This window comes from Achromobacter pulmonis (assembly GCF_002885955.2).
Lineage (GTDB): Bacteria > Pseudomonadota > Gammaproteobacteria > Burkholderiales > Burkholderiaceae_B > Achromobacter > Achromobacter pulmonis_A.
This window is the reverse complement of the sequence record NZ_POQS01000002.1, coordinates 938,332-963,246: the sequence shown is the minus strand read 5'-3', so window position 1 is coordinate 963,246 and position 24,915 is coordinate 938,332. Positions and strand designations below refer to the sequence as shown.

Sequence of the window (24,915 nt, the reverse complement as noted above, 5' to 3'; positions counted from 1 at the left end):
TTGGCAAAGGAGGGCGGACGCGGCGGGGCCGCGCTTTCAGGGAGGGGGCGGCTGTTCGGCGCGCAGCGCCTCGTAGGGCTCGCGCGAGAGGTCCAGCAGCATTTGCGTGATCGCGGCCGTCTCCCGTCGCATGCGGCCGTAGTCCACCTTGTCGGCAGTGGTGACGTCGTAATTCAGCAGGTAGTCCGGCCCGGTGATGTAGTTGAGCGTGGGCAGGCGGGCGCCACCCCAGAAATACTGGCCCTCGCCCGGCCACGTGGCCGTGTTGGGGCCGCCGTCGCCGTCCGGATTGAGCGGAGGCATGACGAACGCGGGCGCAGCCTGTGCATTGCGCAGCATGGCCGACGCGGCGCGCACCAATGCCGGGACGCGCGGCAGGAAGATCGCGGCGGGCTCGTCGCGGCCCGTCGGCGCCAGGCGGCCGTCGGGTCCGGGCAGCCATTCCGTGGCGCCCAGGTGTTCTATCGTGACGATGCTGGCGATGCGGCCGCGCAGGCCGTCCTGGCGATGCCGCGCCAGAAAGTCCTGTATGCCCACGCCGCCGGCGAAATGGCCGCTGGAGAGCATGATCATGATGCTGCGCGGCAGCGCCTCGCGTGGCAGGCGCGCCAGGTACTGGGCAATGTCGACGATGGCGTTGGGACCGTTGTCCTCGATGCCGTTGGTGCCGTCGGTATGGCTGTTGATGACGGTCAGCTCGCTGCTGGCGCCGGGAATGATGCCGATCAGGTTGCGCGTGACGACAGCCTCGGTATCGGCATCCAGCACCAGGCGCAGCCGGGCGCCGGCGCGCGCCAGCGCCTTCAGGCGGGCGCCGGCCGCCCGGTCCACGTAAACGCCTGGCAGTTTGCGCAGTTGGCGGTCGTACGGGGCGTACAGGCCCGCGGCGATATCGGCGGGTTCGTCCAGGACCGCGACCACGCCGGCGGCGCCCGCGGCCTGCAGCGCTTCCAGTGTCTGCACCAGCGCGTCGATTATCTGGTAAGGACGCGCATAGGGCGCGCCCGGTGGCAGCGTGTTGTCGGGATCGTGTTTGTACAGCGCCATGGCATGGAAGAAATCGCTGGTCAGCGACGGCCTGGGCAGTTCCACCACCACGATGCTGCCCGCCACGCTGCGGTCCGGTCGCCGGCCGACCGGCAGATAGCGTATCGGCGCCACCAGCCCCTGCGCGCCGGTGCTGCCGGAGTAGGGGATATAGCCAGCCGTCGGAATCCGGTCGGCGCCATCGGCCAGCTCCAGCGACCAGCGCCGCGCCGCCCACCGGGTCATGGCCACCGGTTCGAAGTACAGATCCGCCACGCCGGCCTCGCGCAGGCGTTCGTACAGCGCGTCGACGTAGGCCTCATGCGCGGGCGAGCCCGTGTCGCGCAGCCCGCGACGGTCCAGGTCTTCCTGCCATGCGCGCAGACGGGCTTCCGGATAAAACTGCGTCCGGTCCACCTCGACCGCCGCTTGCGGCGGCAGCGCGCCCGCCGGCGCGCGGGATTCCTGACGTGCGGCGCAGGCCGTCAGGCCGGCAATCAACAAGGCCGCGCCCGCCGCGCGGCGCAGGCGCCAAGGCTGCCCTGGTGCGTAGAGCATGCGTGTCTCCGTTGTCTCGTGTTGTTTTCGCTGGCGCGCCGTCGAGGGCGCACAAGCCGATTATTCCCGCCGCCGGCTGTCGGGGGCAGACCTCCAAGGAGGGGTATTGCCCCCCCGAAAGCGGGAATCACAAGTTCCGCGCCGTTCAGGAGGGCGGCGCGATCAGGCCGAGCTTGATGGCGCAGGCGACCGCCTCGGCACGCCGCCTTGCGTTCAGCCGCTGCATGATCTTCTTGACGCTGTCCTTGACCGTATGCGGGCTGCGGCAGATGATGTCCGCGATCTCGCCGTTCGAATGCCCTTGCGCCAGCAGTCCCAGGATGCGCAGGTCGGCCACGGAAAGGCCGTGCTTCTGGGCGGCGAGCCGGTCGAACGCATGCTGCACTTCCTGCAGCATCTCGCCGCCCGCCGACCCAGCGCCGGGGTCGGCGTAGACGAGTTCGGCGATGCGCGCGTACATCGCCATCGCGATGCGCGTGCGCTCTTCCAGCAGCGTCACGCGCTGCGACTTCTCCGTCACCAGCGTCTGCAGCGCCTTGATCGCATTGATGTCCCGGGCGATGCCCTGCCTGCCCACCATCTCGCCATCGCGGATCAGCGCGCCGGCGCGCACTTCCAAGTGCACGACGCCGCCGTCGGGCCGGCGCGCCTCCACTTCGAAGAAGGGCGTCCGTTCCTGGCCGAGCAGGCCTTGCTGGTAATGGCGCGTCGCCACTTTTGCGGACTCCTCGGTCAGGATCTCCGTAAAGTGACGGCCCAGCAGGGCGCAGGGCTCATAGCCCAGCACCTGTTCGAACGCCCGGTTCATGTAGGTGAAGCGTCCTTCGAAGTCCAGGGTGTAGATGAGATCGCCTGCGGCTTCGATCAGCGCCTCGAAGTCGGGCGTCTGGAAACGCCGCGGTTGGCCGGCAAGAGAGCGGGGCTGCGTCATAAAGCGGTTCTTCATGGCTTGTGGCCCGGGCGAAAGCGCGGGGCTGGCGCTACTTGTACCCCAACTGACGTTGCCCGGGCAAAGCACCTGCGATAAATTCGGCGAAACGATATTGTCGGTTTGGCCTGTGAGAAAGGGCTGCAGATCGTTGGAGTCAGCGAATGGATATCCTCGAGACCATCACTTCGCACATAGCTGCACTGAGGCTTCCGCTGTACGCCGTCAGCGCGACCGCTACACAGAAATCGGACACGCCGATCATCCTGATCCTGCACTGGCACGGATTCCACCGTGATGAAAGGGCGGCCGGCGCTTTGCACTCCGTCGCGGGTTCTGCGCTGCAGATCAACCAGCGCTGGCGCGACTATGCCGTCATCGACCGCGCAATGCTGGAGGCGGCATGGAGACTCGGCGCCTGGGATGTGGAGCGTGTGGCCAGGCCCGGATGGTGGCGCCTCAATGCGCCGGTGTCCGAAGCGCTCGCCTGCCGTAGGGCGTTCGCGGATTATTCCGACGCGCGCGAGGCGAACCGGGCGGTCGTCGTCGAGGCTCCGGACCAGCAGGCCCTGCTCGATCTCGCCGCTCGCCGCGGCTACGTCCGCTGGCTGTTCCGGCCTCGCAAGGGCGGCCTGTGGAGTCAAATGGACGGCGACGACCGCACGCTGGATGCCGATGGCGGACGTTCCGCGCCTTGTCCCGTTGCGCTGCTGCCGGACGGACGCGAGCTGCGTCGAAAGGTCGTGTACCGCCTGGGGCGGGGAAGGGATATTCTGATTCATTAAGTTTCATTTTGAATCAATTTCCGCTCTTGAAGCGGCTTGGCGGCGCCCATAATTTTTTTCCGCACCCATCACGGGCTGTACGGCGCACGCCGCCTCGCCATGTCGCTGCAGTGCGCCGGCATTCACTTTTTGATGATCAAGACTTCAGGAGATAGAGTCATGAAGATCCGTCCCCTTTACGACCGGATTATCGTCAAGCGAATCGAACAGCAGCGCAAGACAGCTTCCGGCATCGTCATCCCAGACTCGGCGGCGGAAAAGTCCGAACAGGGAGAGGTCCTCGCGGTCGGCCAGGGCAAGCGCAACGCAGATGGCTCGCTGCAGGCGCCCGAGCTCAAGGTCGGCGACCACGTTCTCTTTGGCAAGTATGCCGGCCAGACCGTCAAGGTCGACGGCGAAGAACTGCTGGTCATGCGCGAAGAGGATGTTTTCGCCGTGCTCACGTCGCAAGACGCTCAACTGAAGAAGGCGGCCTGACGCCGCCAGCCTATGGATTGAGGAGCTAGAAATGAGTGCGAAGGACGTTAAGTTCCACGACGGCGCCCGCAGCCGCGTAGTCAAGGGCGTCAATATCCTGGCCGATGCCGTAAAGGTGACGCTCGGCCCGAAGGGCCGGAATGTGCTGCTCGAACGCAGTTTCGGCGCGCCGGTCATTACCAAGGACGGCGTCTCGGTGGCCAAGGAGATCGAACTGAAGGACAAGTTCGAGAACATGGGCGCACAGATCGTCAAGCAGGTCGCATCGAAGACGGCCGACGTCGCGGGCGATGGCACGACCACCGCCACGGTGCTGGCGCAGGCGGTCGTCCAGGAAGGCATGAAGTACGTGGCCTCCGGCATGAACCCCATGGATCTGAAGCGGGGCATCGACCAGGCCGTCTCCGGTGTGGTGGAGGCGCTGCGCAAGATGTCCAAGCCCATCTCCACCAGTAAAGAGACGGCGCAAGTCGCGGCGCTGTCGGCCAACGCCGACGAGGCGATCGGCAAGATCATTGCCGACGCGATGGACAAGGTCGGGCGCGAGGGCGTGATCACGGTGGAAGATGGCAAGTCGCTGGACAACGAACTGGATATCGTGGAAGGCATGCAGTTCGACCGCGGCTACCTGAGCCCATACTTCATCACGGACCCGGAGAAGCAGGTCGCTCAGCTCGATGACCCGTTGATCCTGCTGTACGACAAGAAGATCTCCAACGTTCGCGAGCTTCTGCCGGTGCTGGAAAGCGCCGCCAAGGCGGGCAAGCCGCTGCTCATCGTCGCCGAGGACGTGGAAGGCGAGGCGCTTGCCACCCTGGTGGTCAACTCCATGCGCGGGGTGCTGAAGGTCACCGCGGTGAAGGCGCCCGGCTTCGGCGATCGCCGCAAGGCCATGCTGGAGGATATTGCGGTCCTCACCGGCGCGACCGTGATTTCGGAAGAAACGGGCAAGCAGTTGGACAAGGCCACGCTGGAAGACCTCGGAAGCGCCAAGCGGATCGAAGTTCGCAAGGAAGAGACCATCATCATCGATGGCGGCGGCAAGCAGGAGGCCATCGATGCGCGCGTCAAGTCGATCCGCAAGCAGATCGACGACGCCACCAGCGACTACGACCGCGAAAAGCTGCAGGAGCGTGTCGCCAAGCTGGCGGGCGGCGTCGCCGTCATCCGGGTGGGCGCCGCAACCGAAGTCGAAATGAAGGAGAAGAAGGATCGCGTCGATGATGCGCTGCATGCGACCCGCGCGGCGGTCGAGGAAGGCATCGTGCCCGGCGGCGGCGTTGCGCTGCTGCGGGCCCGGGCGGCGATACAGGATATGAAAGGCGCCAATGCCGATCAGGATGCGGGCATTCGCATCATCCTGCGGGCGCTCGAGGCTCCGCTGCGCGCCATCGTCGCCAACGCAGGCGAAGAGCCTTCGGTGGTCGTGGCGAAGGTGATGGAAGCCAAAGGAAACTATGGCTATAACGCCGCCACCGGCGACTATGGCGACCTGGTCGATATCGGCGTCGTCGATCCGACGAAGGTCACGCGCACCGCATTGCAGAACGCGGCTTCGATCGCGGGGCTCATCCTGACCACCGCCGCCACCATCGCGCAGGTTCCGGAAGAAACCAAGCCGCAGGCCGCCGCGGCCGAGGCGATGGACTTCTGACGGCGGAATAACGGCCAAGCCATCCAGTCTGCTCTGAGGGCATCGCGCTGGCGGCGCGATGCCCTTTTTTGTCGTTGCAACGGGCCGCAGAAAAAATCTATAGCGCCCGGGACCGCCATTTTTTAAATCAAAGGACCCGGACTCTTGAATCCGCGCGGTTGAATCCTATATCCGCATTGAAGCGATCGAGTGCCGGTCGCTCTTGCGGCGACGTGGCGCGGTCTCGGTCCTTCCAGACGAACTTGGGAGGTAATTATGGCCAACTACCCTTTTAGCGACAGCGGTTTCGATTCTCTCTTTGACGCGGTCCAGGAGCAGATGGACCGGATCTTTCGCAGCGCGGGCTTGCCGGCCACATTGCGGTCGTTGCCACGCGGACGCTTCCCGCCCGTCAACATCGGGGTTTCGGATGACGCCGCTGTGGTCGTCGGTTTCGTCCCCGGCATCGAACCCGACGCCTTGAAAGTATCCATAGAGAAGGGGCTGCTCACCATCAGCGGCACGCGGAGCATGCCGCCCTTGCCGGATAACGGCCGTTACTACGCTCGGGAACGCGCCGAGGGGAATTTCACGCGCGTCATCGAGTTGCCCGGCGACGTCGATCCGGACAAGGTCGAGGCGCGGTACATCGACGGCTGCCTGCTGATATCCATCAAGAAGAAAGAGTCGTCGAAGCCGCGGCTTGTTGCAATCCAGTGATGCAAGCTTCCCCTCATCCTACTCAGGAGGAACGATCATGAACGAGCGTAACGAACTTGTTGAACAGGGCGGCCGTTCCAATGAGCAACGTCCCGCCAATCTGCCCGCGGTCGACATCTTTGAAGACGCTGCGGGCGTCACCGTCCTGGCGGACCTGCCTGGCGTCACGAAGGACAGGTTGAGCGTCAAGGTGGAATCGGAGGTGCTGGTCATCGAAGGCGAAGCCGCGGTTCCGGTTCCCGCCGGTGTCCGGCTGATCCATGGCGAACTGCGCGAACCGCTGTTTCGCCGCTCCTTCAGGCTGGGGCCGGAGTTTGACAAGGAGGCGATCCAAGCCAGCCTGCGGCAAGGCGTGCTGACGCTGCGAGTGCCCCGCATTCGCGAAGCGCAGCCGCGCCAGATTCCGGTGACGATGGCGTGATGCATTGCGCGCGCCGCGGCGGCTCTGCACCGCCGCGGCGCGCCGGAGCCGCTCCATGAATGACCTTGTCCTTACCGAACACAAAGGATTCCGCCTGGGCGTGCGCGCCGTGCCGTTACGCTGCCTGGAACAGCGCGGCACGCTTCCCGAGGGCTTTCTGCCGCTCGTCCAGGTCACGCGCTCCACCTTGGTTCTCGTGGATTGGTGCATTCCATGCCCGCTTACGCCCCGCGATACGCCGGCTAGCGCCATCCAGGAGGGAACGGCCTATCTGAAACTGCTGATCGATTCGGGCAGGATCAGTCAGCGCGTCGCGGCGCCGTAAGGCCGCCCTGCCAAAAACGGCGCTATGTCGCCAACCAGGACGCCGTTCTGCGGTTCGCTTACCGGCCGGGCCAGACCAGGGCGGACGGCCCGCGGTCGTCCGGTAGGCGTGACGGTCGATCCGAAAGGCGCGCTGATCGTCGCCGACGATCTCTCGAACACGTTCTGGCGCATAACGCCGACGCGCAACGTCCAGCCGCGCTAGGCGGCCGAGCGGCCGTCGTTCTTGACGGGGGCTTCGTCGTCCGCGATCAGGCGCAGGCATTTCACGAAGAGACTCCGGTATTCCTCGGGCAGCCGGGCGAGTAATTGGTCTTCCACCGTGGCGTCTCGCGGCATGACGCGGCACAGCAGCTCCACGCCGGCCGGCGCAATGTAAAGCTGATAGGCGCGCGCGTCCGTGGGCGAGGGCCTGCGCTCTATGAGCCCGCCGCGGTGCATGCGCTTGATCATCTCGGCGACGGTGTTGCGGTCCATGGCGAGCCGTTCGGCCAATGCGTTCTGGCTGAGTCCGGGATCTTGATGGAGCAGGATCAAGGCCGCTTTCTGTCTTGGCGTGACGCTTTCGCGGGAAAAGGTGTTGGCGAAGATCTCTTCGGCCTTGAAATGCGCGCGCCGCAGCAGATGGGACGGCACATTTTCGAGCCGGAAGTTCTGCAATAGGACCTGCACTTCCGGCGTGATCATCGGACGCGAAGAACCCGCGCGAGCGGGACGGACTGGATGTTTTGGAGGCATCGTGCTGGGCTTGTTTCCAGGGTGGTGAGCCATATTACGCTGGGACCCAGCATTGTTGCCGCAATCGACTAAAGGGTAACTACCATGTTCCGAGGAAATTTCTCTTTCGATAAGATAGTACGTACACATCTTAAATGGCGGTAGCGTCAGGAAGTCATCGAGTTCCAGCCATCAATTCAAGGAGATTCGCCATGAGCGAAGGAGTGATTGTCGCCGGCTTCCTGGCGCCGCATCCGCCCCACTTGGTGTATGGCGAAAACCCGCCGCAGAACGAGCCGCGTTCGCAGGGCGGCTGGGAACCGTTGCGATGGGCCTATGCGCAGGCACGCGAGAGCATCGAGCGTCTGAAGCCGGATGTGCTGCTGGTCCATTCGCCGCACTGGATCACCCAGGTTGGCCATCATTTCCTGGGGGTTCCCCGGCTTGCCGGCCGCTCGGTCGATCCCATCTTTCCCAACATCTTCCGCTATGACTTCGGCATGGACGTCGATGTGGAGCTGGCCGAAGCATGCTGCGACGAGGCCGCCAAGGCCGGCCTGGTCAGCAAGATGATGCGCAACCCGAAGTTCAGGCCGGATTACGGAACCATCACCACGCTGCACATGATCCGGCCGCAATGGGACATCCCGGTGGTGGGAATCTCCGCCAATAACACGCCGTACTACCTCAACACCAAGGAGGGCCTGGGCGAGATGGACGTACTTGGCCGCGCCACGCGCGAGGCCATTCGCAAGACGGGACGCCGGGCCGTCCTCCTGGCCAGCAACACCTTGTCCCACTGGCATTTTCATGAAGAGCCGGAACTGCCCGAAGACATGACCAAGGAGCATCCGGAGCGCTACGACGGCTACAAATGGGATGTGCGCATGATCGACCTCATGCGCCAGGGCCGCATGAAGGAAACCTTCCAGTTGCTGCCCCAGTTCATCGACGAAGCTTTCGCGGAGGTGAAATCGGGCGCCTTCACGTGGATGCACGCGGCGATGGGGTATCCGGAGCTGGCCGGAAGGCTGCACGGATACGGAACCGTCATCGGCACCGGCAATGCGGTCATCGAGTGGGATCTTCAGGCAGCGGGTCTTTCAAGCCTGCAGCCCGCGGGGCAGGCCGCCTGACGGCACGCAAAGAAAAGGGGAGATCTCATGTCCATCGTATCGGCATTACTGGTTCCGGGCAGCCCGCTGCCGCAGCTGCGGCCCGACATCGCGCCCTGGGGACGCCTTCGAGACGCCTTGGCCACAGTCGGCGAATCGCTTGCCGCATCCAGACCCGATTGCGTGCTGGTCTACTCCACTCAGTGGTTCGCGGTGCTGGACCAATTGTGGATTACCCGGCCGCGCAGCACGGGCCTGCATGTCGATGAAAACTGGCACGAGTTTGGCGAGCAACCGTTCGACATCCATTCGGAGCCCGCACTGGCGCAGCGCTGTATCGATGCCTGCAACGGTGCGGGAATCAAGACGCGCGGCGTGGACTACGACCAGTTTCCGATCGATACCGGCACGATAACCGCCGCCACGCTGATGGGCTTCGGAACATCTGCGCTTCCCATGGTCGCCGCCGCAAACAATCTTTACCACAGCGGCGAGCAGACCGAGCAACTGGGCGCCATCGCCGCCGCCGCCTTGCACGACAAGCGTGTCGCCGTCGTGGGTATCGGCGGTTTGTCCAACAGCATGTTCCGGGAAAACATCGATCTCCGGAAAGACCGCTACGTGTCCGAAAACGACGACGCGTGGAATCGCCGGCTGCTCGCGCTGATCGAAGGCGGCGATGTGGATGCGGTACGCGCCATCCTGCCCGAATACGCCGAGCAGGCACGCCCGGACATGGGCCTGAAGCACTTTCACTGGCTGCTGGGCGCGATGGGCGGCGGTTTCAGGCAGGCTGTCGTGCATGAATATGCGCCGCTATATGGGAGCGGGGGCGCTGTCGTGGAGTTCAGGCTTCCGTAGTGGGTGTCGCATAGGCAAGTTTTAGCGGTACTCATCGGCGTATGTGGGAGCGGGGCCCCGCCCCGGGGCCGGAAACGGCTACCGACCACAAGCTTCTCCGTGCCGCGTACCCCAATTCCGCGGGCCAAGACCGTTACGCCCGTTCATCGCGCTCGCCAAGAAGGTCGCCTTCCTTCAGCCCGCGGCTCGTCCGTCCGCGCAGAACAGAACAAATCGTCGTCCTCCCCATTGGCGCGTCTTCCCCGCCAAAGCCAAAAACGGACTCCAACGAATAACCGACCCCTATCCCACCCCTCAGGGATTTCCCCTGCATCGTTTCGCTTGCGGAAAATCAATGTTCTATAGGACACTTTGTGTCATCGCAAACATGATTGCGGCATAAAGGGGATCGACATGGGGTTCAAGAGCATGGCCAGCGCGCTGGCGCTGGCGGCGGCAGTGGCGGGCGGAAGCGGCGCGCAGGCGGCGGCGTATCCGGAGCGGCCGATACGGCTGGTGGTGCCGTTCGGCGCGGGCGGGATCACGGATATCGTCGCGCGGCAGGTCAGCCAGGGGATGGGCGAAGCGCTGGGGCAGGGCGTGGTGGTCGAGAACCGGCCGGGCGCGGGCGGGGTGATCGCGGCGCAGTTGGCGGCCACGGCGCCGGCCGACGGCTATACGATCTTCATGGGCACGGTGGGCACGCAGGTGGTGAATCCGCTGATCTACCGCAAGCTCGGCTACGATGCGGACAAGTTCGTACCCGTGGGCATGGTGTCCGGCTCGCCGTACCTGCTGGCGGTGCGGGCCGGGCTGCCGGCGGCGACGTTCGGCGAATTCGTGGCCTACGCGCGGGCCAATCCGGCCAAGCTGAATTTCGGCTCGGCGGGCAACGCCAGTTCGCCCCATCTGGGCCTGGAGCTGCTGAAGCTGACGGCGAACGTGGACGTGATGCACGTGCCGTTCAAGAGCGGCAGCGAGGCGGTGAACGCGGCGATCGGCGGGCAGGTGGACGTGGTGATGGACGCCAGCCCGGTGATCATGCCGCATGCGGCTTCGGGCAGGCTGCGCGCGCTGGCGGTGGCCGCCGACCAGCGCCTGCCGTCCGCGCCCGACGTGCCGACGGCGGCCGAGGTGGGCGATCCGGGGCTGCAGATCAGTTCGTGGAACGCGTTTTTCGCGCCGTCGGGCACGCCGCCCGCCGTGCTGGAAACCTTGAACGCGGCCTTGCAGAAGACGCTGGCCTCGCCCGAGCTGCGGCAGCGGCTGGCTGCGCAGGGCACGCAGCTGTATACCGGCACGCCGGACGAGTACCGGCGCTTCATCGCCGGGGAGAAGGCCAAGTGGGCCGAGATCGTCAAGCGCGCCGACATCAGGATGGACTGACCGATGAACCCGATTCCTCATCCCCTGGCGGGCAAGCCGCTGGAGCTGGCCGACACATTGCGCTCCGGCAACGCCTGGAAGGTACGGCTGGCCTGCGGCTACATGGGGCTGCCCATCGTGCGGCGCACGTTCGACATCGTGCAGGGAGACCTGGAGACCGAGGCCTTCGCGCGGCTCAATCCGTGGCGCCAGGTGCCGGTGCTGCTTACGCCGGAGGGCCAGTGGCTGGCCGAGTCGCAGGCCATACTCTGGTATCTGGGGCAGGGCACGCCCTGGCTGCCGGCCGGGCGGCTGGCGCAGGCGCAGGTCAGCAGCTGGCTGAGTTTCGAGCAGACCCAGCACATGCATGCCTTCGCGCAGCCGCGGCTGCTGATCCATCTGCGCCGCACGGCGCAGGTGGACGATCCCGCCATGCGGGCATGGCGCGAGATCGGCATGAAGGCGGCGGCCTGGATGGACGCGCACCTGGCGGGCCGGGACTATCTGGTCGGGAGCGCGCCCACCATCGCCGACATCGCGCTGTTTCCCTATACCAGCATGGCGGCGGAGGGCGGCTACGACCTGTCCGCCTTCACCCATATCGACGCCTGGCTGGCGCGCATGCGCGCCTTGCCGGGCTTTACGCCGTTGATCGAAGCGGCATGACGACTCAATCCGATGGAGCAATGATGGCCGATACGATGCACTTGGGAAAAGATGAACTGATCGCGCGCGCGCAAGCCGAGATGCAGCGCCAGTTCGAGACGCCCGACTGGAGCCTGCGCGAGAAGCTGGCGCTGACGTGCCGCATCCTGTTCGACGGCGGCCACGACTCGGGCCTGGCCGGGCAGATCACCGCGCGTGCGCCGGAGCCGGACCGCTATTTCACGCAGCGGCTGGGCCTGGGGTTCGACGAGATCACCGCCAGCAATCTGCTGCTGGTCGATGAGGACCTGCGCGTCCAGGAGGGCGGGGGCATGCCGAATCCGGCCAACCGCTTCCACTCGTGGATCTACCGCGCCCGTCCGGACGTGAACTGCATCATCCATACGCATCCGTTGCATGCCGCGTCGCTGTCGATGCTGGAGGTGCCGCTGGAGATTTCGCACATGGATAATTGCCCGCTGTACGACGACGTGGCCTTCCTGAAGGACTGGCCGGGCGTGCCGGTGGGCAATGAAGAGGGCGAGATCATCTCGGCCGCGCTGGGCGCCAAGCGCGCCATTCTGCTGTCGCACCACGGCATGCTGGTGGCGGCCGGGTCGGTGGAAGAGGCCTGCGTGCTGGCGCTGCAGTTCGAGCGCGCGGCGCGCATGCAGCTGCTGGCCATGGCCGCCGGCAAGATCCAGCCGATCCCGCCGGCGCTGGGCCGCGAGGCCCACGACTGGATCCTGACGCCCAAGCGTTCACAGGTGGGGTTTTCGTATTTCGCGCGGCGCGCGCTGCGCGCGCACCCCGACGCGCTCGCCTGAAAGCGACGCGGCGGCTCGACGGGCGGGCCGGTTTAGGGCATTCTTTGCGGTTGGATTTTCGCAACCCTTTTGTCCATGATCGACCTGCCGCATCGCCTGCGCGCCCTGCGGCGCCAGCAGTCCCTGTCCCTGGAACAGCTGGCGCAGCGCACCGGATTGACCAAGAGCTACCTCTCGAAGCTGGAGCGGGGCCTGAGCGAGCCGTCCATCTCGACCGTGCTGAGGCTGGCCGAGGCCTATGGCGTGGGCGTGTCCCAGCTGGTGGGGTCGGAGCAGGCCGCGCAGGACGAGGTGGTCAGCGTGGTGCGGGTGGCCGACCGCGAGGCGCTGCAGCGCCGCGGCCTGGGCAGCGCCTACCACTACGAATCGCTGGCCGGGCGCCGCAAGGTCAAGGCGATGGAGCCTTTCGTGGTGCATCCGCCGCGCGAGTTCCCGGACGACGCCGCGGTGTTTCCGCATCCCGGCGAGGAATTCCTGCTGGTGCTCAAGGGCGCCGTCGAAGTGCGCGTGGGCGAACGCCAGTTCCGCCTGGAAACCGGCGATTCCGTGTATTTCGACTCGGAATTGCCGCACCGCATGCGCACCGTCAGCCGGGCAATGGCCGAGGTGCTGGTGGTGGCGGCGCACTGAAGCGTTCCGGTCTGCCGCATAATGCTGATACAGATACAGCAGACACAGGAAATGCCATGAAAAACGATCAATCGCGGCTGGTCCGCATCGATGCCGGCCCCATGAGGAACCCGGTGCCCGGCAAGCCGCGTCGCCCGATCTCGGGCGACGCCGCCTTCCGCACCGTGACCGCCTTCGAAGGCAACGCCGGCAAGGCCGAGGCCGGCGTGTGGGAAAGCACGGCGGGCGTGTTCCAGTCCAACACCACCGGCTATATCGAGTTCGGCTACATCGTCGAGGGCTCGGCCCGGCTGGTCGATCCGGACGGCACGGTGCACGAACTCACCGTGGGCGAGGCTTTCGTGATGCCGGAAGGCTATACCGGCCGCTGGGAAGTGGACCAGTTCGTCAAGAAGATCTATTTCGTCACCCGCATGGCGTAACGCCCTGCCAGGAGAGCAAGCCCCATGACCGCCATCGCCGCTGGCCCGCAACCGGGGGCCGAGCTGCCCGCCGTCACCGTGCAGGTGGACGTTGTTTCGATCCAGTCCCAGGTCGTCTACGGATATGTCGGCAACAACGCCGCCATGCCGGTGTTCCGCAAGGCGGGCCTGCGCGCGATCGCGCTGCCTACCGTCATTCTCAGCAATACGCCGCATTACCCCACGCTGCATGGCGGGGCCACGCCGCTGGACTGGTTCCAGGGGTTGTTGCAGGGGCTGGACGAGCGCGGCGTGACCAAGGTGGCGCGCGCCGTGGTCTGCGGCTATCTGGGCCAGCCGGGGCAGGCCGGCCTGCTGGCCGCCTGGCTGCCGGCGCTGCGCGCCGCGCGGCCCGGGGTCCGCGTGTACATCGACCCGGTCATGGGCGACCGCAACGACGGCCTGTACGTGGACGCGGGGCTGGTGGCGCAATACCGCGACCTGCTGGTGCCGCTGGCCGACGGCATGACGCCGAACCATTTCGAGCTGGAGCAGATGGCCGGCCGCACGCTGTCGTCCATGGACGAAGTGGTGGCCGCGGCGCGCGAACTCATCGCGCTCGGTCCGCAGTGGATCGTGGTGACCAGCGCCGCGCCGATGGCGGCCGAGCCCGGCACGCTGCGGTTGGCGGTGGTCACGCGCGACGCCGTCAGCGTCGTGACCCATCCGGAGATCGCCATCCCGCCGTCGGTGCACGGCACCGGCGACGTGTTCATGGCTGCGGTTACGGCCGGGCTGCTGAAGGGCGTGGAGCTGGTGCAGGCCGTGCGCGATGCGGCCGGCCAGGTCACCGCGGCGCTGCAGCGCACGCGTGAACTGGGGTGGGAGGAGTTGGCGGTGGAGGGCTAAGGTGCACGGGCCTGGCGGCCCGCGCGCGTTACGGCACCAGCGACAACCCGATCCGGAACTGCGATTCGTTGCGCTGGTTGTAGCCCAGCAGCGTTTCGCCGTAGCCGTTGAAGTACTGCAGGTGCAGGTAGCCGTTCATGTTCAGCCAGGTGCGCTGCAGCGGCCAGGCGAAATCCAGCTGCGTGGTGCGGCGCTTCTGGTCGCCCTGGCGGTACAGGGCGGAGACCACGGCGCCGTTGTCCTGGGCCCAGCGCAACTGCCAGTCGACGTGGCCGGCGTAGTCGGAGTAATCGCTGTTTTCTTCGGCCACGCCGAAGTAGGCCTTGACCCGCGGCGCGAAGGTCAGCGTGCTGCCGCCGTCGAAGCGGTAGTGCAGGCGCGGTTCGATGTAGCCGTCGTTCACCGACCGGGAGTCCTCGCCGTCCTTGCCGTTGGAGCTGTGCTCGACGCCGGTGTTCATACCGAAGCGCCAGTTCTGGCTGGCGGAGGACCAGATATTGTCGGACAGCCAGAACGCGCTGGGGTTGAAGGTGGTGTCGATGAAGGGCATGGAGTCTCCCTCCAGGTCCCACAGCGAGGTCTGGGTATAGGCCAGGTAGAAATTCTCGTCCCAGGTCGCGGGCCGTCCGCCCTGGGGGCTGAAGAGGCGGTACTTGGCGCTGATCTGAAAGCGGGCGGTGGTCTGCCCGCGCGTGCCGATGTCGAAATACACCGGCTTGTATTCGGAAACCGAGCTGCGGAAACGGTCGAACGCGGTCTGCTGCTGCACCGTGGGCACCGCGCTGGCGTCGGGCGAGGGGCCGCCTTCGGGCGCCGCGCCGACCGCGGCCACCGCCGCCGGCGGCACCGGTTCGCCGCTGCGCGCGTCCACCACCGGGCCTTGCGCGGGCGTGCTGGCCAGCGTGCCGCTGTCGCGGCCGGTGGCGTCCAGCGCCATCATGGCGGGCTGGCCCTCGATGGACACGGCCTGCAGGCCGTGCGCGCTGGACGGGACCTCGGCCGTCCAGGCGATGCGCGCGAAACTGTTGACCGGCACGCTGAAACTGGCCGGGCCGCCGCGCAGCCTGGCCAGGCTGCGCACGATCTGGCCGTCCTGGCCGCGCCATTGCAGCACCAGCTCGGGCGGGGCTTCCCAGGTGACGCGGGCCGTGTCTTCGTTGAAGTAAACCGCTTCGATGGTGACGGTCTCGCCGGGGGCGGCCGAGGGGCGGTCCAGCCGGTATGACACGCCCGCGGCGGCGCTGCCGGCTGCGCCCAGGGCCAGGGCGGCGGTCAGGGCGCGCAGGAACGGGACGGGGCGTGCGGAACGGCTTGTATGCATAGGGACATGACTTGGTTTTGTGACGAGGAAATGTAGCACCGACCCCCGAAACAGTTTGTAAGGCTGACCAAGCGTATGTAGAAAGCGTAAGCCCCCGCGCGTCGCGGACGACGCGCGGGGGCGGGAAGGCAGGGCGCGAACGCGGCTTATTCGCCGAACTTGATGCCCTGGGCGAGCGGCAGCTGGCGCGAATAATTGATGGTGTTGGTGGCGCGGCGCATGTAGTTGCGCCACGCGTCCGAGCCCGATTCGCGGCCGCCGCCGGTTTCTTTCTCGCCGCCGAACGCGCCGCCGATCTCCGCGCCCGAGGTGCCGATGTTCACGTTGGCGATGCCGCAGTCCGAGCCGGCCGACGACAGAAAGGTCTCGGCCTCGCGCAGGTCGTTGGTGAAGATGGCCGAGGACAACCCCTGCGGCACGCCGTTGTGCAGGGCCAGCGCCTCGTTGAACTCGGTGTAGCGCATGACGTAGAGAATGGGCGCGAAGGTTTCGTGGCACACCACGTCGGTCTGGCCGGGCATTTCGGCGATGGCCGGGCGCACGTACCAGGCGTCGGGGTACTGCTCGGCCAGCACGCGTTCGCCGCCGGTCACCTGGCCGCCCTGTTCGCGCGCCGCCTTGAGCGCGGCCTGCATGGCGTCGAACGAAGCGCGGTCGATCAGCGGCCCCACCAGCGTGGACGCCTCCAGCGGGCTGCCGATGGTCGCGCTGGCGTAGGCCTTTTTCAGGCGGCGCAGCAGCTCGTCGGCCACGCTGGCGTGCACGATCAGGCGGCGCGTGGTGGTGCAGCGCTGGCCGGCCGTGCCGATGGCGCCGAACACGATGCCGCGCGCGGCCATGTCCAGGTCGGCCGTGGGGCCGACGATGATGGCGTTGTTGCCGCCCAGCTCCAGCAGCACGCGGCCGAAACGCTGCGCCACGCGCGGGCCGACCTGGCGGCCCATGCGGGTCGAGCCCGTGGCCGACACCAGCGCCACCGCGTGCGAATCCACCAGCGCCTCGCCGATGTCGCGCCCGCCGATGAGCACTTCGGACAGGCCGGCCGGCGCGTCGCCGAAGCGCTGCGCGGCCTCGGCGAAAAGCGCCTGGCAGGCCAGCGCGGTCAGCGGCGTTTTCTCCGAAGGCTTCCAGACCACGGCATTGCCGCAGACCAGCGCCAGCGCGGCGTTCCAGGACCACACCGCGACCGGGAAGTTGAACGCGCTGATCACGCCCACCACGCCCAGCGGATGCCAGGTCTCCATCATGCGGTGGCCGGGGCGCTCGGACGCGATGGTCAGCCCGTAGAGCTGGCGCGACAGGCCGACGGCGAAGTCGCAGATGTCGATCATTTCCTGCACCTCGCCTTCGCCTTCGGCCAGGATCTTGCCGGCCTCCAGGCTGACCAGGCGGCCCAGTTCGCGCTTGTGCTGGCGCAGGATGTCGCCGAACAGGCGCACCAGTTCGCCGCGCCGCGGCGCCGGCACGTCGCGCCACGCCAGGCTAGCCTGGCGCGCGCGCGTGATGGCCGAATGCGCCTGCGCCACCGTGTGCTCGTGGACCTGCGCCAGTTCGGCGCCGTCTATCGGACTGCGCGCGCTCAGCGTGCCGCCGGCGAGCGCCTCCGGCTTCAGCCCGAGCGCGCGCAAGATGTCTTGGGGATTGTCCATGCTGGTTCCTTCGCTTAAGGGTTATGCCTAGCTGGCGACGCTGGAAAAAAATTTACTATACGAAACTCCAGCCTGAAATGCGAAACCTTTTTGGCCGCGCTCGCCGGCCGCACTTTGCATAGGTGAAACCGTGGCAGAACCCTTGCTGGTTGTCCAGGCAGTCACCAAGACCTATCAGCGCGATGGGCAGGCCCCGCATCGCGCGCTCGACGGCATCGATTGCCAGCTCGGGCGCGGCGAGGTCATGGTGGTGGTGGGGCCTTCCGGCTCCGGCAAGAGCACGCTGCTGCGCACCCTGAACGGCCTGGAAAGCATAGACAGCGGCGCCATCCGCGTGGACGGCGTGTCGCTCACGGACCCGGGCACCGACCTCAACCGCTGGCGCACCGAGGTCGGCATGGTGTTCCAGCACTTCAATCTGTTCCAGCACCGCACGGCGCTGGACAATGTGGCGCTGCCTCAGCGCGTGGTGCGCGGCCGCGGCCGCGCGCAGGCCGAAAGCTATGCCCGCGAACTGCTGGGCAGGGTCGGCATGGCCGACTACGGCGAGCGCTATCCCAGCCAGCTGTCCGGCGGCCAGCAGCAGCGCGTGGCCATCGCCCGCGCGCTGGCCATGGACCCCAAACTGATGTTGTTCGACGAAGCCACGTCCGCGCTCGATCCCGAAACCGTTGGCGGCATCCTGGAACTGATGCGTGCGCTGGCGCGCGACGGCATGACCATGGCCGTGGTGACCCACGAAATGGGCTTCGCCCGCGACGTGGCCGACCGTGCGCTGTTCATGGACGCCGGGCGCATCGTCGAGGCGGGCACGCCCGAAGAGGTGTTTTGCCGTCCCAGGCAGGCGCGCACCCGCGCCTTCCTGGAGCGGATTCTGTAGGGCCGGGCGCCGCGCCCGGATTCACCAGGTCCATTCACCACAAGGGGTTAGACATGCTGAAAATCAAACAATGGCTGGGCGTGGCGGGCTTTGCCCTGGCCGCCGCCGCGGCCGCCGCGCCGGCGCAGGCCGACGAGCTGGCCGACATCCTCAAGCGCGGCGAGCTGCGCGTCGCCGTGCAGACCTCGGGCCCGCTCATGAGCTTCATGGACAAAAGCGGCAAGCGCACCGGCCTGGCCGTGGAAGTGGCCAAGCGCATGGCCGACGACCTGGGCGTAAAGCTGGTGCTGCAGGACTACGAATGGAAGGGCCTGATTCCGGCGCTGCTCTCGGGCAAGGCCGACATGGTGGCCGCCGACATGACGCCCACGCCGCAGCGCGCGGCCCAGGTGCTGTTCTCGGCCCCGATGTTCTACGCCGAGACCGTGGCCGTGGTGCCCAAGGATTCTCCCTACAAGTCGTACGCCGAACTCGACAAGGAAGGCGTGACCGTGGGCGTGCTGGGCGCCAGCACCTATGCGGAAGTGGGCAAGAAGATGCTGCCCAAGGCCACCATGAAGGAATACTCCGGCGGCAGCGCGCCGGTGGGGCAGGCCCTGTCCAGCGGACGGCTGGACGCCGGCATCATGTCGATGTCGACCGCCAACCAGTTCCTGGTGGACTTCGGCAACCTGCGGGTGCTCGACGGCATCATGGTGCGCGAGCCGCTGGCCTTCGCCGTCGGCCCCAACGCCTTCCGCCTGAAGTTCTGGCTGGATAACTGGCAGACCCTGAAGACGGCCGACAACACCTTGCCGGAACAGGTCAAGTACTGGTACTCCACCGACTGGAAGAAAGACCACTAGCCCCATGGACTGGCTGATCGACTTCTACAACTGGCGCATCGTCAGCCAGTACGCGGGCCAGTTCGCCACCGGACTGGCCAACACCCTCATCGCCGCGGGCGCCAGCCTGGTGCTGTCGGTGCTGGCCGGCATTCCGATCGCGCTGGCCCACATGTCGCCGCGCGGCGCCGTCTGGCGCCCCGTGGCGGCCTATGTGCAGTTCATCCGCTCGACCCCGCTGCTGGTGCAGATCTACCTGGTCTATTACGCCGTGCCCGCGCTGGTGCCGGGGGCCAAGGGGTGGAGCGAGATGGCGCTGGGCATCATCGCCATGACCCTGCACCACGCCGCCTACATGAGCGAAATCATCCGCGTCGGCATCGAGTCTGTGCCGCGCGGCCAGATCGAAGGCGCCAAGGCCTGCGGCATGGACTACCAGCAGCGGCTGCGCTACGTGGTGCTGCCGCAGGCCTTCGCCAACACGCTGCCGCCGCTCTTGGGCCAGACCGCCGTGCTGATCAAGGACACCTCGCTGCTGTCCCTGATCACGGTATTCGAACTGGTCGCCGCCGGCGTGCAGATGAACAGCGACCGCATCGTGCCCAACGAAAGTTTCCTCACCATCGCGGCCGGCTACCTGCTGATCTACGGCTGCATGCTGCTCTTGTCGCGCGGCGTGAGCCTGTGGCTGGCGGGGCCCGCCTGGAACACGAGGTAAGCATGCTGGAGTCCTATCTTTCCACCGCCGGCGTCGTGCTGCCCTTCCTGCTCAAGGGGTTCTGGGAAACGCTCAAGATCTCCTTCGTGGCCATCATCGCCGGCTCGCTGCTGGGCTTCGTCATCGGCGTGATCCGCAGCTACCGCATCCGCGGCGTGCATCAGCTGCTGGGGCTGTACATCCACATCCTGCGCGGCACGCCGTTCCTGGTGCAGCTCTATATCTTCTACTTCGTGCTGCCCAGTTCCGGCATCGCGCTGCTGCACTGGGATTCGGCCACCGCCGCCTTCGTGTCGCTGTCGGTCTACACCTCGTGCTACGTCGCGGAAATCGTCATGGGCGCGATCCAGGCCGTGCCGCGCGGCCAGACCGAAGGCGCGATGACGCTGGGCCTCAAGCCCTTCCAGATCCTCAGATTGGTGGTGCTGCCGCAGGCCATGCGCCTGATCGTGCAGCCCATGAGCGGCGTCTACGTCATGCTGATCAAGAGCACCGCCATCCTGTCGGTGGTGGGCATCACCGAACTGACGCGCCAGGGCGAGGTCTTCATCATCACCTTTCCGGCCAAGTCGCTTTTCATCTACGGCATGATCGCGGCGATCTATTTCATCTACTGCTATCCGCTGCTGCGCCTGGCCAACTGGCTGGAGAAACGCCTGACCGGCGGCCTGCAGGGCGCGGGCCTGCACTGACACGGAGCATCATGGCATCCGAGTACATCGACACCTACTATCGGCGCACGCTGGCCGACGCCGGCACCTACTATCCGCCGCTGACGGGGGCGGACAGCGCCGACGTGTGCGTGGTGGGAGGCGGGCTGGCCGGCCTGTCGACGGCGCTGGAACTGGCGCGGCGCGGGCGCGGCGTCACCCTGCTGGAAGGGCGGCGCATCGCCTGGGGCGCCTCGGGCCGCAACGGCGGTTCGGTGTCGCCGGCTTTCTCGGCGGGCGCCGACGCCATCCGCCGCCACGTCGACGAAGACCATTACCGCCAGCTCTACCGGTTGTCCATGGAGGGCGTGGAGATCATCCGCGCCAACATCCGCGAACTGGGCATCGAAGAGGCCCGCAAGGTCGACGGGCGCCTGCGGGTGGTGCGCTACGAAGCCACCGACGCGCTGCGGCAATGGTGCGACGAGCAGCAGCGCGAGTTCGGCCGCGACGTGCGCTTCCTGACCCGCGCCCAGGTCCGCGAGCGGCTGCTGTCGGACGTCTACTTCCAGGGCATCGAGGACCCCACCTCGTTTCATTTCCATCCCCTGAACTACGCGCGCGCGCTGGCGCGAGAATGCGTCCGGCTGGGCGTGCGCATCCATGAAGACTCCGCCGTGGTCGAGGCCCGGCTCGACGGCGCGGTCAAGCGCCTGCGCACCGGCCAGGGGCAGGTCGACGCCCGCAGCGTGGTGCTGGCCACCGGCGGCTATACCGATGGCGTGGTGCCGGCGCTGCGCCGGGCGATGCTGCCGATCGCCACCTACATCATGCTGACCGAGCCGCTGGGAGAACGGGTCCGGGAGGCCATCCGCAGCACCGCGGCCATCGGCGACGACCGCCGCGCGGGCAACTACTATCGCGTGCTGGACGGCGGCCGTATCGGCTGGGGCAGTAGAATCACCACCCGTGTCGACGATCCGCCCGACCTGGCCGAGTCGCTGCGCCGCGAACTGCTCTCCGTCTATCCCCAGTTGAAGGGGGTAAAGGTGGAAGCGGCGTGGTCCGGACGCATGGCCTACGCGCGCCACCTGATGCCGCAGATCGGCCGGCTGGCGCCCGACGTCTGGTATTGCACGGCGTTCGGCGGACACGGCATGAACACCACCGCGATCGGCGGGCGCGTCGTGGCCGAGGCGATCGCGGGCGATACCCAGCGCTACAAGCTATTCGCACCCTTCGGCCTGGCCTGGAACGGCGGCGGCTTCGGCACGGCGGCGGTTCAACTTACTTATTGGTCTTACCAGGCGCGCGACTGGTGGCGGGAACGGCGGTCGCGGGCATGACAGGGTGTACAGATGGAAGGCAACAAACAAAGCGCGCTGGCGCTACGGCTGCGGGCCCTGCGCCAGGCGCGGGAGTGGACCCTCAAGCAGGCGGCCGCGGCCACCGGCGTGTCCGCCTCCACCCTGTCCAAGATCGAGAACGGCCTGCTGTCGCCCACCTATGACAACCTGATCAAGATCGCGGCCGGCCTGGAACTGGACGTGGCCGAGTTGTTCACCGCGCCCGACGCCCACATGGGCACCGGCCGGCGCAGCCTCAGCCGCCAGGGCGAGGGCCGCCAGTACGAAACCCCGTACTACGACCATCGCCTGCTCTGCACGGCGCTGTCGCACAAGCGCATGATGCCGTTCCACACCCGCGTCAAGGCCCGCGCCTTCGAGGAATTCCACGACTGGAGCCGCCACCAGGGCGAGGAATTCGTCTATGTCCTGGAAGGCGAGGTCGAGCTCTACACCGAGTTCTACGAGCCGGCCCGCCTGAAGGCCGGCGAGAGCTTCTACATCGACAGCCGCATGGGCCACCGGGTGATCAGCCTGAGCAAGAAAGATGCGGTCGTGTTGTGGGTCTCCACGCACGCGGACATAGGGGAAGAAGTGGACGCCAACCCGGCCGCCGGCCGCCCGCCGCCCAAACCGTCCGCAACAAGGTAAAATGCGGCGCCCGGACCGCTTCCGGGGTCGCGCGGCAGTAGCTCAGCTGGATAGAGCACGGGCCTTCTAAGCCTGAGGTCGGGGGTTCGAGCCCCTCCTGCCGCGCCAGAATAGTCCTATAGCGCGATCAGGGTGGTTTCTTCCGGTAGCTCAGTTGGCTAGGGCAACAGCGCACCTCTCCTACTGGCGGGCCGCCGCCGCGTACACCTCGATCCGGTTTCGCCCGTTGCGCTTGGCCGCGTACAACGCCTGATCGGCGCAATCCAGCACCGTATCCACCTCCGCGGCATCCTCCGGCCAGAAGGCGACGCCGATCGAAAGCGTAATGTGGCCCACCCCGTCCGGCATTTCGGTGCTCTCGACCGTGGCGCGTATCCGCTCGGCCACGACGGCGGCAATGGCCCGGTCGGCGCCCGGCATCAGCACCAGAAATTCCTCGCCGCCCGCACGAAACGGCAGATCTCCTCCCCGGATGGACTGGCGGATGATCGAGGCCAGGGCGATGAGCACTTTGTCGCCGGTGGCGTGGCCGAACTTGTCGTTGACCCGCTTGAAATGATCCAGGTCCAGGGCCAGCACCGAGAACGGCTGCCGCGTTTTGGGCAGGCGCTGCAATTCCTGCGCCAGGCCGCGGCGGTTCATCAGCTGCGTCATCGCATCGGTCATGGTCTCGGTGCTGAGTGCCTCGATTTTCTGTTCGTGCTGTGCCTGCGCAATCTTCACGGCCTCCTTGAGCAGCTGGGCTTCCGCGTAGCGGCAATCGATGCGATCCAGATCGCCGGGGTCGGTCGTGTTGCCCCGCATGCGGGCGGCCAATTGGGCCAGGGGCCTGGAAATCCACATCGCCGACGCCACCACCAACGCCAGGCCGAGCAGGGCAGTGGGAATCGAATAGAGCAAAGTGCGTTTGAGCAGCAGGCGCTGCGGCGCTTCCAGCACTTCGATCGGCGTCTGGACGACCACTCCCCATTTCCCCACGGTCATGGGGGCATAGCCGGCGAAGAAGCGTTCGCCCCGATAGTTGGTGATGTCCATGGCGCCGGTCTCCCCGCGGGCCAGCGCCTGGACGGCCTCGCCAGCGAGGTTGCGGGTGCCGATCCGGCTGGTGTCCTGATGAGCAAGCACCAGGCCGGTATCGTCCACGACATAAATGGAAGAGCCGTCGGAATGGAAGTGGTCGCTGAGAAGACGGTCGAACGCGCTCTTGCGCTGCAGGAGTATGACCGCGCCGACCAGGCCGGAAAACTTTCCATCGGCCTGGGCGATCGGCTCCGAGAACGCGACCACCAGCTGCCCGTTGGCCAAACGGTAGGCAAGTACATTGCCCGACTGCCGCGTGCTCGTGGCGTCCAGGCGGTTGAGCGTGTCCAACCGATCGGTGAGTTCCGGCGCGGCCGAGGCAAAGGCCATCAAGCCGTTATCCGCATCCACGATCAAGGCGGCGGTGATCCCATCCGATTGGCTGACCAGACGCTTCACTTCGTTCTCCAGCGCTTCAGGCGAATGGAGCAACGCGGGCGCCAGCTTCGCGCTCACCTGCAACTGGCGCTGGATCGACAGCAGGTATTCATCGATCGAGGCGGCGAGCTTGACGGCGTAGGCACGGTTGGCCTCGTACTCGGTGTGCGTCAATTGCTCTTTCTGCACCATATGGCCGACGATCAGCGCATTCAGGAAGGTTGCGCCGCTGGTCAAGGCCGCCAAGGTCAGGATTAGCGCCAGCAAGGTCACACGCGATGATTTCAAGTTGTCCTCGTCGAACGGGCCTTGCACACTTGATGGGAGATCTCAATTTTTACCGCAGCAGGGTCTGACTCATCGATCGGGCGCCGGCAAAGAGTCGGGTATTCGCAGGTTTGTTGCCGTTCCGCCACACCGTACGACGGGGGAGGATTGCGGTTTCTATTCGAATCCGGGCAGGAAATGCCGCTATCATCTGCGCGGACGCCAGGGGGGCAGCAGGGCTGCCGCCAGCCTGAAAAAGGAAAGCACCATGGAATTGCGCCGCGCGCAGCTCGTGCCCGAGTTGCTCGTCTCCAACCTGGAAGCGAGCAAGAAATTCTGGATCGACCTCTGCGGATTTTCCGTCGCTTACAGCCGCGACGCGGAAGGATTCGTCTATCTGGATCTGGGCGGGGCCCAGGTCATGCTGGTCGAAGTGCGCGGCGACGGCTATTGGGTGGTCGCGCCGCTGGAGGCGCCGCGCGGGCGCGGCATGAATCTCGAAATCAAGGTGCCTGCCGTGGAACCCGTGCTCGAGGCCTTGGCGGCGGCGCGCTGGCCGCTGTTCGAAGGGGTTTCGGAACGGTGGTACCGCAGCGGCGGCACGGAATCGGGTGTGCGCGAGTTCCTGGTGCAGGACCCCGACGGTTATCTGCTGCGATTTTCCGCCTTGATCGGGGAGCGGCCGTATCGCGGTTAGCTGAAAACCCTTTTCCCACGATACCGTTCCGCTATCGCCACCCCGTTGTTTCTGTATTAGACAAAGCTCCCCGTTGTTCGCAGAATGCGCGCTGAGTTACCTCGCCGCCATTGCGCAGTGATGCGTCAGGCGG

At 66.4% G+C, this 24,915-nt stretch carries 27 protein-coding genes and 1 tRNA gene; 22 read left to right on the top strand and 6 right to left on the bottom strand.

What is annotated here, in order from left to right; translation table 11 throughout:
• Positions 1-36: 36 nt before the first annotated feature.
• Together C1I89_RS10740 and C1I89_RS10735 are read right to left on the bottom strand one after the other, a co-directional pair.
• Positions 37-1,584, bottom strand: coding sequence for a PA domain protein (locus tag C1I89_RS10740; RefSeq protein WP_102772714.1), 1,548 nt, complete (start codon positions 1,582-1,584; stop codon positions 37-39).
• Between the two features lie 145 nt (positions 1,585-1,729).
• Positions 1,730-2,515, bottom strand: coding sequence for a helix-turn-helix transcriptional regulator (locus C1I89_RS10735; protein WP_168202324.1), 786 nt, complete (start codon positions 2,513-2,515; stop codon positions 1,730-1,732).
• A 161-nt stretch (positions 2,516-2,676) separates the two neighbouring features.
• On the opposite strand from C1I89_RS10735, the gene C1I89_RS10730 reads away from it, so the two are divergent.
• The 6 genes from C1I89_RS10730 (at position 2,677) to C1I89_RS10705 (ending at position 6,873) form a co-directional block, all read left to right on the top strand.
• Positions 2,677-3,297, top strand: coding sequence for a diguanylate cyclase (locus tag C1I89_RS10730; protein WP_102772712.1), 621 nt, complete (start codon positions 2,677-2,679; stop codon positions 3,295-3,297).
• A 159-nt stretch (positions 3,298-3,456) separates the two neighbouring features.
• The gene (locus C1I89_RS10725; RefSeq protein WP_102772711.1) at positions 3,457-3,774 is read left to right on the top strand and encodes a co-chaperone GroES; all 318 of its coding nucleotides are present in this window, start codon (positions 3,457-3,459) and stop codon (positions 3,772-3,774) included.
• Between the two features lie 31 nt (positions 3,775-3,805).
• Complete coding sequence (groL, locus tag C1I89_RS10720; RefSeq protein ID WP_102772710.1) at positions 3,806-5,428, top strand: chaperonin GroEL; 1,623 nt, start codon at positions 3,806-3,808, stop codon at positions 5,426-5,428.
• 255 nt (positions 5,429-5,683) lie between these two features.
• On the top strand, positions 5,684-6,127 hold the full coding sequence (locus tag C1I89_RS10715) for an Hsp20/alpha crystallin family protein (protein ID WP_102772709.1): 444 nt from the start codon (positions 5,684-5,686) through the stop codon (positions 6,125-6,127).
• Positions 6,128-6,164: 37 nt separating this feature from the next.
• Entirely contained in the window at positions 6,165-6,548 is a 384-nt protein-coding gene (locus C1I89_RS10710) for an Hsp20/alpha crystallin family protein (protein WP_102772708.1), read from the top strand.
• Positions 6,549-6,603: 55 nt separating this feature from the next.
• Positions 6,604-6,873, top strand: coding sequence for a hypothetical protein (locus tag C1I89_RS10705; RefSeq protein WP_102772707.1), 270 nt, complete (start codon positions 6,604-6,606; stop codon positions 6,871-6,873).
• Between the two features lie 200 nt (positions 6,874-7,073).
• On the opposite strand, the gene C1I89_RS10695 is transcribed toward C1I89_RS10705, so the two are convergent.
• Complete coding sequence (locus C1I89_RS10695) at positions 7,074-7,559, bottom strand: MarR family winged helix-turn-helix transcriptional regulator (protein ID WP_258231384.1); 486 nt, start codon at positions 7,557-7,559, stop codon at positions 7,074-7,076.
• A gap of 242 nt (positions 7,560-7,801) precedes the next feature.
• Between C1I89_RS10695 and cnbCb the strand changes: the two genes are divergently transcribed.
• The 8 genes from cnbCb (at position 7,802) to pdxK (ending at position 14,321) form a co-directional block, all read left to right on the top strand.
• The gene (gene cnbCb, locus C1I89_RS10690; RefSeq protein ID WP_102772704.1) at positions 7,802-8,725 is read left to right on the top strand and encodes a 2-aminophenol 1,6-dioxygenase subunit beta; all 924 of its coding nucleotides are present in this window, start codon (positions 7,802-7,804) and stop codon (positions 8,723-8,725) included.
• Between the two features lie 27 nt (positions 8,726-8,752).
• Positions 8,753-9,565 carry a tRNA U-34 5-methylaminomethyl-2-thiouridine biosynthesis protein gene (locus C1I89_RS10685; RefSeq protein WP_102772703.1) on the top strand — a complete coding sequence of 271 codons (813 nt, stop codon included), beginning with the start codon at positions 8,753-8,755 and terminating at the stop codon, positions 9,563-9,565.
• Between the two features lie 393 nt (positions 9,566-9,958).
• Positions 9,959-10,930, top strand: a complete 972-nt coding sequence (locus C1I89_RS10680) for a Bug family tripartite tricarboxylate transporter substrate binding protein (RefSeq protein WP_258231383.1) — start codon at positions 9,959-9,961, stop codon at positions 10,928-10,930.
• 3 nt (positions 10,931-10,933) lie between these two features.
• Positions 10,934-11,575, top strand: a complete 642-nt coding sequence (locus C1I89_RS10675; protein WP_102772702.1) for a glutathione S-transferase family protein — start codon at positions 10,934-10,936, stop codon at positions 11,573-11,575.
• 23 nt (positions 11,576-11,598) lie between these two features.
• Positions 11,599-12,381: an aldolase gene (locus tag C1I89_RS10670; RefSeq protein WP_102772701.1), complete on the top strand. Its 783-nt coding sequence runs from the start codon at positions 11,599-11,601 to the stop codon at positions 12,379-12,381.
• Between the two features lie 75 nt (positions 12,382-12,456).
• Positions 12,457-13,011, top strand: coding sequence for a helix-turn-helix domain-containing protein (locus C1I89_RS10665; protein WP_102772700.1), 555 nt, complete (start codon positions 12,457-12,459; stop codon positions 13,009-13,011).
• Between the two features lie 56 nt (positions 13,012-13,067).
• Positions 13,068-13,433 (top strand): cupin domain-containing protein, encoded by a 366-nt coding sequence (locus C1I89_RS10660; protein ID WP_102772699.1) that lies wholly within the window; start codon positions 13,068-13,070, stop codon positions 13,431-13,433.
• A gap of 24 nt (positions 13,434-13,457) precedes the next feature.
• Positions 13,458-14,321 carry a pyridoxine/pyridoxal/pyridoxamine kinase gene (pdxK, locus tag C1I89_RS10655; RefSeq protein ID WP_102772698.1) on the top strand — a complete coding sequence of 288 codons (864 nt, stop codon included), beginning with the start codon at positions 13,458-13,460 and terminating at the stop codon, positions 14,319-14,321.
• Positions 14,322-14,349: 28 nt separating this feature from the next.
• Here the strand turns inward: pdxK and C1I89_RS10650 are convergent, their stop codons facing one another.
• A complete protein-coding gene (locus C1I89_RS10650; RefSeq protein WP_102772697.1) occupies positions 14,350-15,642 on the bottom strand; it encodes a phospholipase A in 1,293 nt (430 codons plus the stop codon).
• A gap of 146 nt (positions 15,643-15,788) precedes the next feature.
• Positions 15,789-17,291, bottom strand: a complete 1,503-nt coding sequence (gene amaB, locus C1I89_RS10645; protein ID WP_102772696.1) for an L-piperidine-6-carboxylate dehydrogenase — start codon at positions 17,289-17,291, stop codon at positions 15,789-15,791.
• Positions 17,292-17,421: 130 nt separating this feature from the next.
• On the opposite strand from amaB, the gene C1I89_RS10640 reads away from it, so the two are divergent.
• From C1I89_RS10640 to C1I89_RS10610, 7 genes are all read left to right on the top strand, one after another.
• Entirely contained in the window at positions 17,422-18,171 is a 750-nt protein-coding gene (locus C1I89_RS10640) for an amino acid ABC transporter ATP-binding protein (protein WP_102772695.1), read from the top strand.
• A gap of 53 nt (positions 18,172-18,224) precedes the next feature.
• Complete coding sequence (locus tag C1I89_RS10635) at positions 18,225-19,016, top strand: ABC transporter substrate-binding protein (protein ID WP_102772694.1); 792 nt, start codon at positions 18,225-18,227, stop codon at positions 19,014-19,016.
• Positions 19,017-19,020: 4 nt separating this feature from the next.
• On the top strand, positions 19,021-19,713 hold the full coding sequence (locus C1I89_RS10630) for an amino acid ABC transporter permease (RefSeq protein ID WP_102772693.1): 693 nt from the start codon (positions 19,021-19,023) through the stop codon (positions 19,711-19,713).
• Between the two features lie 2 nt (positions 19,714-19,715).
• Positions 19,716-20,405: an amino acid ABC transporter permease gene (locus C1I89_RS10625; protein ID WP_102772692.1), complete on the top strand. Its 690-nt coding sequence runs from the start codon at positions 19,716-19,718 to the stop codon at positions 20,403-20,405.
• An 11-nt stretch (positions 20,406-20,416) separates the two neighbouring features.
• Complete coding sequence (locus C1I89_RS10620) at positions 20,417-21,709, top strand: NAD(P)/FAD-dependent oxidoreductase (protein ID WP_102772691.1); 1,293 nt, start codon at positions 20,417-20,419, stop codon at positions 21,707-21,709.
• Positions 21,710-21,721: 12 nt separating this feature from the next.
• A complete protein-coding gene (locus C1I89_RS10615; protein WP_102772690.1) occupies positions 21,722-22,360 on the top strand; it encodes a helix-turn-helix domain-containing protein in 639 nt (212 codons plus the stop codon).
• Between the two features lie 31 nt (positions 22,361-22,391).
• A tRNA-Arg gene (locus C1I89_RS10610) sits at positions 22,392-22,468 on the top strand.
• 72 nt (positions 22,469-22,540) lie between these two features.
• On the opposite strand, the gene C1I89_RS10605 is transcribed toward C1I89_RS10610, so the two are convergent.
• Positions 22,541-24,106, bottom strand: coding sequence for a GGDEF domain-containing protein (locus tag C1I89_RS10605; RefSeq protein ID WP_146196890.1), 1,566 nt, complete (start codon positions 24,104-24,106; stop codon positions 22,541-22,543).
• Between the two features lie 247 nt (positions 24,107-24,353).
• Here C1I89_RS10605 and C1I89_RS10600 point away from each other — a divergent pair, with 247 nt between their 5' ends.
• Positions 24,354-24,782, top strand: a complete 429-nt coding sequence (locus C1I89_RS10600) for a bleomycin resistance protein (RefSeq protein ID WP_102772688.1) — start codon at positions 24,354-24,356, stop codon at positions 24,780-24,782.
• The last annotated feature ends 133 nt before the right edge of the window (positions 24,783-24,915 follow it).